Below are 15,946 nucleotides of genomic sequence, written 5' to 3'. Positions count from 1 at the left end.
GGAGAGGGCAGAATTTAGCAATCAGGGTTGTGGCGATCGCCTCTATTTGGACAAGAGTTATCACTTCCTACTCCTGCACTAACTCCACAAGGAGCGGAAGGAGCAGTCTTTCAACATCAGTTCTGGGAAAAGTCCAGAAGTTGGGGTAGCGAACTTCCCAGAATTAACTGCCGCTATAACCCAAACGACAGAAATGGCTGTGGACTCATTAACCCCTGAAAGGATTGAGAGAGCGATCGCCTTCAGCCAATGTATTAAAATCTAACCACCAAACTTAATAAATGCCAATCCAGATTAATACAGCAGGCGGCGGTCGCGTTCTCATTTTTCCTGAGAAACCGCACAAGGATGCTCATTTTACGCCTTCAATTCTGGGAAAACTTCAAATTAAGGGCTAAATTTTCCAGAACTATTCAATTACTGCTTTATAGCCCATACAGTAGAGCTTGTCCCACTCTGGGCATTACTCAAGAACCGGGGAAAGACGATCGTTCGACATCAGAAGCGATGAAGGAGGCGATCGCTCCTCTAATTCTATAAAACAGACGAGCAATGCAAGAGAGCGCCTCCCTCGGTACATAGAAGAAATTGATAGGCAAAAGCTAACCCACACACAAATAATCTTGATAATGAGCGCTGAAGCAAACACTTTATACCAGAGCCAGCACAATAGCCTAAAAAAACTTGTGAAAGGAAATTGTGCAGTGAGTAAAATGTTACCTTTACTCACTGACATCTTAATTCTGTTAGTGTATCTTGATCAAGGACTATATATCTTGAAGTATGACTTTGAATCTCAAAAAAACTGAGATTGTTTAGAGTATAGATAGAAAAAACTGTAACGCCCTTAAAAAAGCTCATCTGAATCATAAAAATGCTGAAGAAGGATGCTTTTTAAGCAATCGTTTAATAGAGGATGTGATATACGTGATTTATACTTAATACGGTTTTAGTTCCTTCTATCTCAATAGCATCAATGAATACGGCATCTAGGAGAGTGCCTTATGTGATGCACTCTCCTAAATTGTTAGGGTAATAGCTAGGCATTTCATCTGTTAATTACGCTGATTACTTTCTATTGCCAAATATTCTGCAAGGTGTTTTTTTAAAGGGAATTTACCTTTCAAATATCTACATAACAACCAAACAGTCTTATGTTTTTTGATTCTAAAGGGATGTAAATTCCTACTTAAATCTCAGTAATCTTCCATTTCATAGGAGCTCTCGGGAAGTATAATTTTACACAAAGGATTGAGCCAATACACTTAGAATTATGTGCAGTCTGCTAAGGCCTAGATATGTGGCTGGAATTCAGCCGCATATCTAGGCATCCCTATCTAAATAGGTGATCCATCACGTTAGTAGTAAAACTTAAACCCCTCAGAAAGAAGAAGGTTATCCCATGAGCAATTACCAATTCGACATCATTGCACTAACTGGAAAGCAGGGGTTGACAGGGATGGAAGATAATCCCTCAATCAATGACGCAGGGTTAGTAGCGTTTATAGGGCAGTTCAATAATGATCCAAACTCCGAAAGGATTGCAGTCGGAAGCGGATATACCTTTACTACTCTTTCAGGATTATCTAGCTTTAGTCGTGGTGTTCAGATTAACAACTTAAATCAGGTTGTTGGGCAGTTTACTCTTCCTTCTGCCGGAGCAGGGCCAGTTTCTGTTGTTAGTGTCTGGGATGCAGATACTCCTTATAATCCCCCTGTCAGAATTGTAAGTGGTGGGCAAGATGGACAAGTCTTTAATTCTGATACTGGACAAATTGAGCCAACTGGGCCTATTTATCCCTTTGATTTAGTTGCTGCGACACCAACTATTAATAATAGTGGTGCTCAGGATAACGGTAGTCTTGTTAAAGATATTGGTGTAGTTGTTTTCCCAGCCTTGGATGGTACAACTGGCTTGCTTGCAACCCGTAAGGAATCCGGTGATCCGATTGCTCAGAATAGTTTTTACACAATTCAGAACAGGATTCCTTCACGGCCCATGGTGGCGGATAACGGGAATACTGTTGCACGTAATGGAACAACAGGTTCACAGTCCATCAATTTATATAGTAAAAATTTCGCTAGCTCAAGTTTGATTATTGGGCCTGCTCAAGCTCAGAGCCTTGGGCTGAGTCCTGGCATTAGTGATAACGGAGAGGTCGTTACATTTTATGCAGATCTTAGAGCTGATGCATCCACAGCGTTAAATTTAACGCCAGGTGCAGGTATTTTTGCAAGCATAAATACTCCAACTGGTCGATTTATCCAACAAGTTGCTGGGATTTCATCAGGCAACGGTTATCTTGACCCGTGGGAAACTTTTACCGATCTCAATAGTAATAATACTTTTGATCCGAATCTTGGGGAAGTAGATTCTGGGCCATTTACAGGCTTTGTACCAAACTCCCGTGTTGGTGTCAGCTACAACCTTTTATACGGGAAAGGGCAGGGTACTGTTGCCTATCTTGCTTATGATCGGGAAGGTCGGGAAGGGCTTTATACAAGTTCCTTTAGCACATCAGTCGGGAATGAACGTCTTTTTACAGTTCAGCCGCCTCGATTAGTCGCCAAAGTTGGTGATACTATTGATGGCCCCGGAAGTGCGACAATTCAAGATTTAGAAATTCATGATCCTATCAACTCTGCTGGCCAAGTTGCTTTTTGGGTATCACTTTCTGATGGAAAAAATGCGATTGTTCGTGCTCAACCTCCTGCACCAAAAGTAGTTAACATTGCCACCCATGGTTTTGGAAACGGGTTTCCACTTTTCCCTAACTTTTTGGATGGATGGTTTACTTTAGGTAACAAATTAGAAGGATTTGCCTTTGGAACCCCATTAGCAGGCCAAGTTAAATCTTATGTTTCAAGCTGGGACTCATCAACCGGTTGGTCTTCTGGTTGGTCTTCCGCGGCAGTAGCAACTCTCTTTCAAGCTCAAAACCGTACAGATTTATACGACTTAGCTATAAGAACTGTTGTCTTAAATTTGAAGCGGGCTGGGAGACTTGCTGAAAATGCTGCTAGAACAATTGCTACCGATGTTATCGTCTCTGGTCTGTTAGGCGATCCACAGTTAAGTATAAATGGAGATCAAATTATTCATCTAGTGGGTCACAGCCGTGGCGCCGCTGTCAATGCCCGTGTTGCAGTCTTGCTTGCAGAACAAAAATATAACATTAACCAATTCACATCTCTCGATGGATATTCGACGGACTGGCCAGGGCTAGCTGGTCTTTTGGGTGATATTAGTATTGTGACTGAAGTTAATGCTGTCAAAAATATTGGCAAACTTGAAAGGGCTGTTAACTACCGAGTGCAAGATAATCTTTTTTCTCTTCCAATAATCTTTGATTTAATTAAGACTGATTTACAGTCAGAGTTTAATCCACAAAATCAGCAAACAATTCGAGAAGCTTTTTTAGATGTCAAAGCCCCACCACGAGCTGGATTCGAAAACATTGTTCTGGAGGCACCTATTGGTTCTCCAGTATCAAATCATCTCAATATTACAGATTACTATACCTACTCGGATATACGTTCTAACCCTGACTATATTCTGGATAATTACGTTGGTGCTCAACGCAACATTGCTAACCGTTCTATGGCTAGGGCTTTGTCTTTTGACAGTTCATCAAGCCCGTCAGCTGAATCAGCTTCAGTACTAGCAGAATCTACTCTCTCTACTAATAATAGTAATTTTGGAAATTTTTCAGACGGTTCTTTTGAGGAATTAGGTAATTTACAACAGCAAATAGCATCCATAACATTTCCTATCATTGATGATCCGGCAATTCAAAACTGGATTACTCGAATCCAAGATACTTCTCAACTTGTCTCTTACATTTGGGATGTTAATGGAGATGTACAACTGATCCGAGATGGCAACAATACACTTATTGAACTTCGTCAAACCGATAATACATCTTTAGGGCAATTACTCAACCTGAATAGCAGCCCTATCTCCTTAGGATTTGATTTGTCTGTTGCCAGTGCAGGAGTGGGCGATCGCCTACAAGTCCTGTTTCAAGGAAATGTCTTGCAGGAATATGTATTAGCTGACTTATCTGCCAGCAACAATTACTCTGTTTCTTTAGTCGGATTAGGTTCACAATCTGGTGATTTAACATTTCAACTAACTGGGCCTACAGATAATCCGTCAGTTATTAGACTAGACAATCTTACAGTTCTAGAATCTAGCAGCTTGGCTCCTGTGGCTTCTGACGATGGAGTAACTATCAATGAAGATACCCCTATCGCGATCAATGTATTAACCAATGATAGTGATGCCGATGGTTCTGTGAATCCTGCGACTATTCTTATTACAAGACAAGCAAGCCGTGGTTTAGCCGTAGTTAACCCAAACAATGGTCAAATCACTTTTACACCCAATGCAGGCTTTTCTGGTACCACCAGTTTTAGTTATACCGTTCGAGATAATGATGATACGGTTTCAGATATAGCGACTGTTACCGTTACCGTTAATTCGGTCAATGATATTCCCGTTACCAATCCTGATTCTGTCATTAGCAATGGAGTTTCACCGTCAGTCATTACTGTTTTAGGCAATGACAGTGATCCGGAAGGCGATGCTCTCTCCATCGATAGCGTTACTCAGGGAAAAGGCGGCACAGTCACTATCAACTCAAATGGTACGTTGACCTATACACCCAACGCAAATTTCGATGCTCAGGATACTTTTACTTACATAGCAAAGGATGCAAATGGTGGAAAATCTAGCCCGACCACTGTTACTATCACTGATGCGACACGCATCATTGTAGTTAACTCCACAGGTGATTTGGGAGATGCAGATCCGACAGATGATACTGCGGATTCTGATTTAATAACACCGGGGTTGCAGGTAACCTTGCGATCAGCCATTGATTTTGCCAATGCGAGAGCCGGAAAAGACATTATTAATTTCAACATTCCTACTGGAGATGCCGGTTATAACGCCACAAACGGTAGCTTTAGGATTCAGCCTAATAGTACTTTACCGACCATCACAGATTCAATCATTCTGGATGCAACAACCCAACCCGGCTTTACAGGTCGGCCTGTTATTGAATTGAATGGTATCAAAACTGTTAACGGTACATCGAATGTAGATGGTCTCACAATTACTGCTGGCAACAGTATCGTTCGGGGATTCATTATCAATCAATTTACCAAAGGCAACGGTATTTCTTTGCGGGGTGGGGGTAATAACCGCATCGAGGGGAATTTCATTGGCACAGATGCAACCGGAACTAGTGTTGGAGATACCTCTAATAACTCGGGTGACTTAAATGGAGATTCACCGCTCTTTGACACTTCAAGGTTTTTGGGAAATGGTTTGACAGGAGGCTCTGTAGGTGTAGCAGCCGATGGACTATCTGGCATCTATGTTGATGCAGCATCCTCGAATAATATTATTGGTGGCACAACTCCTGGCTCTAGAAATGTTATTTCTGGCAACGGGACAGGAGTTTTGTTGGAAGGAAACGGAAACACGCTCCAGGGAAACTTGATTGGCACAGATGTTACAGGAACCGTTGCCCTTGGAAATGTTTTATCCTTCATTGGGGACTTTTTTATTGAAGACTATGCTGGGGTTGGTATTGGCGTTGCAATTCGAGGCAACCACAACATCATTGGCGGCACGACTGATGCGGGCAGAAATGTTATTTCTGGTAATACCAATACTACTGGATATATCAACACTGGTTACGGGATCAGCCTTGAAACTCGTGAAGCTGGAGGTCTTTATGGGGCAAGTGAAAATACAATCCAGGGCAATTACATTGGCACAGATATTACGGGGGTAAACCGTTTAGGCAACACGGGAGTTGGTATTACCATACAAGGAAGAGATGGAAATAATTTAATTGGAGGTTCAATTCCTGGAGCTGCTAATGTTATTTCAGGAAATGGGCAGTATGGCATCCTCTCGACCAATAATAGTAGTGGCAATCGAATTCAGGGTAATTTCGTTGGAACTGCTGAGGATGGAACGACACCTCTAGGGAATGGCTATGGAGGAATATCTCTAGCTGGTTTTGGTGCCAATTTTATTGGGGGTAGTAGCGCGGAGGGAAACATTGTTGCCTTTAATGGTAGAAATAATCTGCAATTTAGTGCAGGCATTTCTATTGATAACAACAATGAAAGCATTGTTTCGTTTAACCGGATCTTCTCCAACATCGGCAATGGAATCAAGTCGTTTGATAGCAGTACAGCCATCCACTCGAATACCATTTATTCGAATACTCTAAATGGCATTCTGCTCGAAGGTTTCAATAATCCCCGAAGCAGTTTGATCTCTAACACCACTTACGGCAATGGTCTTTTAGGCATTGATTTAGGAGGAAATGGTGTTACCTCTAATGATGCTGGAGATGGCGATACAGGTCCTAATAACCTTCAGAATTTCCCCACAATAATAAGTGTTACCAGTGGGAGTAGCACGACTAATATTGAAGGTATTCTCACGAGTAATCGTGCTAACTCTCGGTATTACGTTGAGTTCTTCTCCAACAGTAGTGCAGATTCTTCAGGTTACGGTGAAGGTGAAACGCTCCTTGGTTCTACATTCGTAACAAGTGACAATAATGGATTAGCAAACTTTGTAGCAACATTTCCTGTTGTCTCTGATGCAGGGCGTTTTATTACGGCTACGGCTACTGCAACGGATATTTTTGAGCGATACACCGATACCTCTGAATTTTCGAATGTTGTGTCTGTAACCCGTGCAGCCGGGCCAGAAATTCGAATTAATGATGTCTCCCAACTGGAAGGAAATAGCGGAACAAGTAACTTCACGTTTACCATCACCCTTTCGCAAGCCAGTAACCAAATCGTTACCGTTGATGCTCTAACCTTTAATGGCAGTGCAACACTGGTGGATGGAGATTACCAGACTTTACCAACAACCCGCGTGACTTTTAACCCTGGTGAAACCTCCAAGACAGTTACCGTTCGGGTAAATGGCGATACAATTCCGGAAGGGGATGAAACCTTCTTTGTTCGTTTGAGAAATGCAACCAACGCCACGATTACAGATAGTCAGGGAGTTGGAACAATTCAGACGGACGAGCCTTTAGCAACCACAATCGTGGTGAATTCAACGGCGGATGATCCCGACGCTGACCCAACGGATGGCGTTCCCGATGCTGATCTTGGTACTCCGGGTTTACAAACCACCTTGCGAGCAGCGATCGAGTTTGCCAACTCTACTCCAGGCGTAAACACGATTCATTTCAATATCGCTGGTACGGCTTCACCTATTATTCGGCTCAGTACCGCACTACCCGAGATCTATGAGGCTATAGTGATTGATGGCACTACGCAACCCAGCTTTTCCGGCACTCCAATTGTGACCCTAGATGGTAGCAATGCAGGGCTTGCCAATGGTTTAACAATCAGTGCTGGCAATAGCACGATACGTGGGTTGTTCTTCTGGAAACTTCAAGGTGAGCCTGGAGGCGGAGCGATTGTTTTGAAGGAAAATGGTAGCAATCGCATTGAAGGCAACGTGTTTGAAGAAAATGGGGGGGGCGTTGGCGGTAGCGCTATAGAAATTTTAAATAGCTTTGACAATATGATTGGTGGGACGATGAGCGCCCAACGTAATGTCTTCTTCAATAATTCAGCGAATCATATCCGAATTAGAGGCAGTAAATCACAAAGAAATAGTATTCAGGGGAATTTTATCGGAATTGATAATACCGAGCGGTTTAGCCTCATAAGCTCAGCGGGTGTTCTGATTGACGATGATGCATCCAACAACACTATTGGGGGAACAGCACCAGGAGCCCGTAATGTTATTGCAGGGAGCCTTTCGGGAGTAGAACTCAAAGGCGGTGGAAGAAATATTGTTCAAGGAAATTATATTGGTACGGATATATCGGGAACCCGAAAACCCACCAATATGAATACCGGTGGCACAGGTATTTCGATTACCAGCCGTGACAACGTGATTGGAGGGACACAACCTGGAGCAGGTAACATCATTTCAGGCAATGGTACCGGAGTTTACATTCGCTCTGACAGTAACAGTGCAACAGGCAATGTACTGCAGGGAAATCTTATTGGAACTGCTGCAGATGGGATCTCACCTCTTGGTAATTCTAATTGGGCGATATTCGTTCAGCATGGGGCAGGTGCTCCAAATAATTTGAACACGCTTATTGGAGGTACAGAGAGTGGCGCAGGCAATATTATTGCGTTCAATGGTGATCCAATAAACGTTGGGAATCCAACTTATGGTCAGTATCCTGCGGTTCTACTTTCAGCATCTGGGAACTCCCTCATTAGTAACTCCATTTTCTCCAACTATGGGCATGGCGTTCAAGTGAGTTATGGGGAACGCAATCGCATTCAATCCAATCAAATTTACTCCAATAGCTTGTTGGGAATTGACTTAACGCTATCAGCGGGTGAATCAGGTATTGGTGGGGTTACGCCCAATGATGTGGGTGATGGGGATACAGGCGGTAACTTGGTCCAAAACTTCCCAGTCATTACAGGTGTAACAGCTAGCGGCAGTGTAACAACACTGCGAGGTAGACTTAACAGTGCTAGCAACAAGCCATTTAAGATTGAGTTTTTCTCCAATCCAGAACGGGATCCTTCCGGTTATGGAGAAGGTAAAACGTTACTGGGAAGTACAACGGTTCAAACAGATTTATCCGGCAATGTAACGTTCAACATAACGTTTCCTGTGCTGGTTTCAAACGGGCAGTACATTACGGCTACTGCAACAGATAGCGTCGGAAACACCTCGGAATTTTCCCAAGGTTTCCTCGTCAGCAACTCCCCCGTGCCTTCACTTGCTATTAACGATCCATCTATTGCAGAGGGCAACAGTGGTACCCGTAACCTGAACTTCACCGTAGCCTTATCTGCTGTTAGTAATCAGATTATTACCGTTCAGTATGCAACAGTAGCAGAGAGTGCGATCGCCAATGGTGACTACACCCCCAGAGCAGGAATCCTGACCTTTAATCCTGGGGAAACCACAAAGACTGTTAGCGTACCTATTCTGGGGGATACGGACTATGAAAGCGATGAAACATTCCGGGTTGTTCTCTCCAACCCCTCTAATGCGACCTTAATCAAAGAGATTGGAATAGGGAAGATCATCAATGATGATGTTCCTGTCCTGACTATTGCTAATGCATTCGCTACTGAAGGAAACTACTTTGAATTTACAGTAACCCTCTCAAGAGCTAGTACAGAGACGGTAACTGTTAACTATGCTGATACTCCTGGGACAGCAACAAGTGATGATTATGTATCGAACTTTGGGCAAGTTACCTTTGCTCCTGGAGAAACAACAAAAACGATTGGGTTTTACACCTACGATGATACTGAGGATGAATCTGCTGAAACCTTCACTGTTACCTTAACCAGTCCCACTAACGCTGTTATTGGAACCGCTACTGCTACCGGGACAATCATTGATAATGATGCTCCTCCGGATTTTGTTCCTACCCTATCAATTACAGATCAAAGCGTATCCGAAGGTGCTGGTACCGCCACTTTCATCGTCACACTTTCAAAAGCAATTAACAGAGCTGTTACGGTAAACTACACTACCGAAAATGGTACGGCTACCGCTGGCACTGACTACATAACAAGGAGCGGACAACTCACCTTTGCTGCCGGTGAGTCTTCAAAAACCATTGTGGTTCCAATCCTTGATGATACGCTGTATGAGCTCAGCGAAACCTTCAACGTTAGCTTATCCAGTCCTACAGAAGCCACGCTTGGCAAGGGTACAGCAGTAGGAACCATCACAGACAACGATGTCGCTCCCGTTTTGCCAAGCCTATCAATCAATAATGTCAGCATTGCAGAAGGCAATCAGGGTACAACTACGGCAACCTTCACGGTTAGCCTGAGTGCTATTAGCTCACAAGCCGTAACAGTTAACTATGCGACGGCTAATGGCACAGCAGTAGCAGGTACAGATTTTACATCCACCACGGGTACTCTGACCTTTGCAGCAGGCGAGGTCAGTAAGACGATTAGTGTTGCGATCGCAGGAGACACCAGTTTTGAGGCCAACGAAACATTCCAAGTGAATTTACTTTCACCTACCAATGCGACCCTTGCCACAGCTCAAGGATTAGGAACCATCCTGAATGATGACGAACCTGCTATGGGAGTTCCCCCCTCCCCCATTAGTTATGCAGGAGGCCGCCTAGGTATTCGTCGCTCTGGAACCAGTGCCGCTAACCGTATTGCTGGAACCATCAACAATGACACTCTCAACGGTTTAGGCGGAAATGATGAGCTGTTAGGAAGTGGTGGTAACGATCAGCTTTTCGGAGGAACTGGTGCTGATCGGCTCTACGGTGGTGCAGGAAATGATCGCCTAGATGGAGGTATTGGCAACGATCAACTGAATGGGGATGCAGGACGAGATCAGCTGGTCGGTGGTGCAGGGGTTGATGTGCTAGTTGGAGGTATTGGTGATGATAGCTTAATTGGAGGTGTCGGTGCTGACCGGATTACTGGAGGTGCTGGTAGAGATGTCTTTGCCTTCAGAAGTACAACAGAAGGGGCAGATACCATTACGGACTTTGGTGTAGCTGCGGACTTCATTGATCTCCGAACTATCTTTGCCCGAACCCAGTTTAGCGGTGTAACGCCTTACAGGCGCTTTGCCCAGTTTGTGAGAGTGGTTCAGGTTGGGACTAGCACGCAAGTCAGGATCGATAATGATGGAAATGGAGCTGGAACGGTATTTTCCACGCTAGCTACTCTCACCAATATAAGAGCTAATGCTATTACACCTAGAAACTTCCTTGTTTAGGATGGAATTGATCCATATCGGTTAATACCTATCTGGTTGAATAATTGTCATAAGATGTAGCGCTAAGAGCTACACCTTATGAACTGATTGCCTGACAAATTTCCCGAATAGTTGGTGACCGTAGAAGCGGTGTATGGTCTGGCGGAAAGGCAATACCAAGGGTTTCTTAAGCTCATCCGCAATTTAGTGAGCATCAAGTTCCAGGTACTAAACCACAGCACCTTATCTCGCCGCATGAGCAAATTGGAAGCTGACGAAATATCCTTGGAACGATTACCACTTGGAAAAATTTGATGGCGGTCACTCCTCCCGAATAGAAAATAGATGATACAGCCCAACTACCGTTTTGTCCCCTGATTCTGGGAAAAACCAAAAGTTTGAAAAGGCTACCTTCCCAGAACACGGATACTGCAACACCTCTGACCATAGCCCCAAAGAGTAACATGAAAGAAGGCGATCGCACCAACCCAGAAAAGGGTGAAAGGAGCGATCGCCGACCTCCAGCACCAGAAACAGCAACGGAAGATTGAGAATCTGGTGGGGTATTTGTATGAAGCAATCGTTTGCGGGTGGAATTTACCCGATGCCCATACCTCATGCGTTTTCTGGATACCCGTGTGCGATCGCAGCGTTAGCTCTCGCTGGAGTGGGTCAACTCTTGAGCAACGTTAGACGATTCCTGCGTCCTGGAATAGCTGCTGGGCAGTTAAGCTCAGCTCGGGTAGAAGGTCGTCCGTGACGGGGCGATCGCCTCGGAAGATCTGAGGTGGGCGATCAGGCATGAAGACGGTAATGCTTTGAGATTTGGGATCAACGATCCACACCCGCAAAACACCAGCGGCCAGGTAATCCAGAGCTTTCTCCGTCATGCCGCCAAAGGTTTGATCGGGGGAGATAATTTCTAGCACCAGTTCAGGGGGAACCGGGCAGGGGCCATCTTCTGTGAAATCTTTAGGAAGGCGTTCTTGGGATACGAATAACAGATCAGGGACGGGAACCCAGTCTTTCCCCTCCCGTTGCAGGGTAACTGACCACTCGATACCCACTTCCCCTCTCTGACGGCCCCAATGTTCCAGAATCAGGAGCAAGGCTTTCTGGGTGCGGGAGTGGAAGCGTTGGGGAGCCATTTTAGGGATTGCGAGGCCGTTGACCAGTTCATAGGCAACGTCGCCCTCGGGGAGAGCGAGGAACTCGTCGAGGGTGAGCCAGGTTTGAGAAGCCTGCACCATAGAGGATGCCATTAATGAACGGATGCTTTGATTTTACGACTATTCCCAAAAGTGATGAATCACGATACGGTGGCTAATCCGGGTTGCCCTTAACAGCAGCCGCAAACTATCAACCCTGAAGCTTCATGTATAAATGCCTGCCCTCAAATGAGGACAGGCATTGGGGATATATATAGCTAAGGGCTTTACAAGTTCGCCCTCGTGGTATTTGTAGACGATTTCAATGATTACATTTTTACTCACATATACTTGTGCTCGCTTCGGCCAGAGGTAAGAACTCTAGAAACCGAAAGAGAGAGGATAGGGTTGGAAATCAAAGTGATGGCGACCGCCTGCTGTAAGAGAGTAATTAAAGGGCAACCCTCTACCCCAGTTCTGGGAAAAAGTAGAAACTTGGAAAGGAAGACTTCCCAGAACTGGTAGATGCAGTCGTTCAAGCTTTGAGGCAAGCCCCTGCTCCATACCACCAAAGTAGGAGGGCATCCGAAGCAAAGAGGAGGGGCGATCGCCCTCCCCTTAAAACCGCTCCCAATTCCGCGATTCTGCCACTTGCTCCATCAACCCCACTACAACCACAGCCACCGCTTCAGAAAAGCGAGAGGGCGCAGTATCCAGGGTTGAAAAGCGAATGCTGACATCCTCTTGCAAAGTCTGAGCCAGGGTTGCTGATGCTCCATACCCCTCATAGTCCCGCTCCAACCGTGGACGGGCTTCAGCAAGCCGTTCTAGGGATGGGAGGCGATCGCGCTTCACATGCCGATTAAAACCCGGATCAGACGGCACCAGGTTCCACAGCTCGTTGATGGGGTAAATCGACACAGGCAGCAAATGATCCAGGTCGTAAGCCGTTCCCTCAACAATTCGCTTATTGGTCCAGGGACACACAAACTCATGCCCTTCCATCAATAGCAGGTCAATCTGGTTCGATTCCCAGGTGAGTGGTCGGCGGTTGTCAGGGCGATCGGTCAGAAGGGTGTAGATGTCGCCCCGGTCGAGGTTTGGTTGCTCCTGCATGATGCGTTCTGAGAAGAGACACCATTCATGGATACAAAGGGCTTCCACCCACAGGCTCATGCCCTGAAAGGTCTGCCACAATTTGGCGGAGATGAGCAGGCACTTATCCTGGGGTTGGGTGCCAGGGACAGGGATGATGCGTTGGTTTAGCCATGCAGGAATGGAATCGCTCAGCTGGTCGTACCGCTTCGGTTCCTCAAATACGGTCCAGTTGCCAGGGCCAGCGTACCGGATGGGCATTTCTAGGGTTTTGGCGATCGCCCTGATCGCCTTCTGATACGCACCCAATAGAGACGCCGGATAAATGGCGCGACGACGAGGAATCCGAAGCTCGTTCAGAATGTAGAAGCCATCGGCGGGGCGGCTCAACTCTCCGTTGAACTGCTCCCATTCGGCACGGAACTGGGTTAGCTCAGCCCGAAAGCCCATGTCATTCTTACCGTTAGCCCGTTGCCCTTGGTAGATGGGGTTGGATGGGTCAACAAAGGGCCAGTAGTAAGCAACCCAGTATTCAGCCAGGAGGCGCAGAGGAACGGCTACATCCTGCTGAAATGCCCACACATCGGGGAAGGACAGCACCACGTCATTGATAGCTCTGAGCAGGGCAATCTTGTAGCTAGTGACCTTGCGATCATGCTTCAGAATGGTGCTGATAACCTGGCCGGCAGCGAGTTCCATTAGGGGAGGTAGGAGGGGGAAAGGTTCTTTAGCTCAGGGTCGTAGCGATCCAGAACATACTGCATCACTCTGTCGGAGATCTCACCCGCTTCATAACCTTTAAGCGTGCAGTACACCTCGATAATCTCTCCTCGGTAAAGAGCACCGGAGTACAGCAGGTTCAAAGCGCGTTGGGAGAAATATTCTAAGTTCATGGTTGGTTGCATCGATTGTTCTTTCAGCGAAAGTCACACGACATTACTGGCAGGGCGATTGCCCGTGCCATCTACAAGCCGCAACCGCACATCATGAGTGATGTGGGTGATCAGGCTGTGAGCCTAGAAGGGATAAATCTTGATTGTTCCCAATCATCCCGATCTGGGGATCTGTGTACCCATTTGGGTGACAGTTGGGAACAGAGGGCAGTAGAAGCGAGATCTAAGGTTTGTCAAAGAATCATCGTTGAATCTACCTAGATTTAGAATACCCAGGATTTCAAGAAAGCAGTAATTCCAACGAAAAGTTTTTTAAGTCTGCCGGACTGTTCGGTGCAGTTGTCCGGTGAATACATTCATGAATGTGGCTGGTAAGAAGCAATCTATTGAAATGCCTGCCTTCCAGTAGTGTTTAGTTTGTTTTTGGAAAAAAGCTGTCTGCTGGATTGTCCGGTTACTTCTATATCAACGCCAATCAACGCCAGTGATTAGGTGCTGCTAGTAGAACTTTCAGGACGGGGATTCCTCATCGCTGAAGGGGAGGGGAGGTTTCATGTCGGGGCCATATTGATCCAGAAGATCTTGCACCGCCTTAGAAGTGATTTGGCCTGCTTCGTAGCTCTTAATGAAGCAGTACACCTCCAGCAGTCGTTCCCGGTATAGAACGCCCACATATAGCAGATTCAAGGCTTGTTGAGAGAATCGCGCTAAGGTCATCTTTGGGTGGTTCCGATTACAGCATCTAATCACTTCATAAAACTGGAGGGGCGATCGCCCGACATCACCAACTGGTCGATTGCCCGTGTCATCGCCACATAGAGCAGCCGTGCCTCTTCTTCAGGAGTACTGTGACTATCAGGCAGGTAGCCCAGACCCGGGATGAACACCACCGGGAATTCCAACCCCTTAGAGGAGTGCATTGTCACCAGTTTGATGCTGGGTTTGCTGGGGTCATAGCCTTGCTTACCAGCCTGGTTGATCCACTCCACTGGAATATCGGCCTTCTGGAGGCGATCGCGCACCTTTTCCGCCATCCAATTATTCCGGTACACCACCGCCATATCTCCCCAAGCGATGCCCTGGTCATAGAGTTGCTGAGCGCGTTGTGCGAGGTATCCGACCTCCGCGCTGAAGCTGGGAAGTTGGATCAGTTTCGGTTGTGGCCCATGCCGCCCCGCACTTTGAGGCAGTACCAGCAGGGGAGAATCTTCACTGTCCCCGGTTGTTTCCAAAACAACCTCATCTGTACCCATTTGGGTTTCAGTTGGGGATAGGTACTCTTTGGCGAAAGTATACGCAACGGAAAGAATTTCCTCTGTGTTGCGGTAATTCACCTTGAGGATGGTGGTGCGTCCTTGTGCCTGGATGCCGAGGCTCTTAAAGCTAACCTTCCGCTTAGTTTGGTTGCCATAGATGTGCTGGGAATCATCGTAGAGGAGTAGCAGAGCATTGGTGCTTGGGTCTACCATCTGCACGACCAGCTTTAACCAAGAGGGCTGGAAATCATGCCCCTCATCAATGAGGACGGCTCCATAGGTGCCAGCGGGAATGGTGCCAGTCTCAACAGCCTGGATGACTCGTTGCGTCAGTTCTTCCCCAAAGGCCATGCCAGGGAATTGATTACTGCTGGGGATGGGGAGTTGATACTGACGCAGCAGATCCACACACCAGCCATGAAACGGGCGGATGCTCACCTGGCGATCGCCTATCCCCTTTTCATTGAGCAAATGCCGTAGTCGGGCAGCAAGAGATTTATTGAAGCACAGTACCAGGACAGGCTTATTCAGTTCAGCGGCCAGCTTCAGGCAGCGGTACACCAGAATGAGGGTTTTGCCAGAACCCGCGACCCCGTGAATCACCCGATGCCCTTCTCCCAGACTTCGGGCTAACTAAACAACTGAGGTAAGCCACTGGTTTGACCAGTGTGACTCGAAGAGTTTTGAGCGTTGCGGCAGTAAAGTAACTCCTACGGTGGCTTGATGAGCCAACTCCGTAGGAGGAAACAACAATGACCCAATCGTATCAAAGCC

General features: G+C 46.3%; 8 protein-coding genes. 3 read left to right on the top strand and 5 right to left on the bottom strand.

Annotation, left to right across the window (positions count from 1 at the left end):
- Positions 1-348: 348 nt before the first annotated feature.
- The 3 genes from NDI52_RS30225 (at position 349) to NDI52_RS30215 (ending at position 11,473) form a co-directional block, all read left to right on the top strand.
- Complete coding sequence (locus tag NDI52_RS30225) at positions 349-540, top strand: hypothetical protein (RefSeq protein ID WP_348256885.1); 192 nt, start codon at positions 349-351, stop codon at positions 538-540.
- Positions 541-1,402: 862 nt separating this feature from the next.
- Complete coding sequence (locus NDI52_RS30220; protein ID WP_348256884.1) at positions 1,403-10,801, top strand: Calx-beta domain-containing protein; 9,399 nt, start codon at positions 1,403-1,405, stop codon at positions 10,799-10,801.
- A gap of 477 nt (positions 10,802-11,278) precedes the next feature.
- Entirely contained in the window at positions 11,279-11,473 is a 195-nt protein-coding gene (locus NDI52_RS30215; protein WP_348256883.1) for a hypothetical protein, read from the top strand.
- On the opposite strand, the gene NDI52_RS30210 is transcribed toward NDI52_RS30215, so the two are convergent.
- The 5 genes from NDI52_RS30210 to NDI52_RS30190 form a co-directional block, all read right to left on the bottom strand.
- On the bottom strand, positions 11,470-12,030 hold the full coding sequence (locus NDI52_RS30210; RefSeq protein WP_348256882.1) for a Uma2 family endonuclease: 561 nt from the start codon (positions 12,028-12,030) through the stop codon (positions 11,470-11,472). The two genes, NDI52_RS30215 and NDI52_RS30210, sit on opposite strands and share 4 nt — an antisense overlap.
- A gap of 516 nt (positions 12,031-12,546) precedes the next feature.
- Positions 12,547-13,722 (bottom strand): HNH endonuclease domain-containing protein, encoded by a 1,176-nt coding sequence (locus NDI52_RS30205; protein WP_348256881.1) that lies wholly within the window; start codon positions 13,720-13,722, stop codon positions 12,547-12,549.
- Positions 13,722-13,916, bottom strand: coding sequence for a hypothetical protein (locus tag NDI52_RS30200; RefSeq protein WP_190769966.1), 195 nt, complete (start codon positions 13,914-13,916; stop codon positions 13,722-13,724). Before NDI52_RS30200 ends, NDI52_RS30205 begins: the two co-directional genes overlap by 1 nt.
- 510 nt (positions 13,917-14,426) lie before the next feature.
- On the bottom strand, positions 14,427-14,633 hold the full coding sequence (locus NDI52_RS30195) for a hypothetical protein (protein ID WP_190769965.1): 207 nt from the start codon (positions 14,631-14,633) through the stop codon (positions 14,427-14,429).
- Between the two features lie 29 nt (positions 14,634-14,662).
- A complete protein-coding gene (locus NDI52_RS30190; protein ID WP_348256880.1) occupies positions 14,663-15,775 on the bottom strand; it encodes a 3'-5' exonuclease in 1,113 nt (370 codons plus the stop codon).
- Positions 15,776-15,946 lie beyond the last annotated feature (171 nt).

Source organism: Leptolyngbya sp. PL-A3 (assembly GCF_039962325.1).
Lineage (GTDB): Bacteria > Cyanobacteriota > Cyanobacteriia > Elainellales > Elainellaceae > Vacuolonema.
This window is presented reverse-complemented; position numbering and strand designations above follow the sequence as displayed.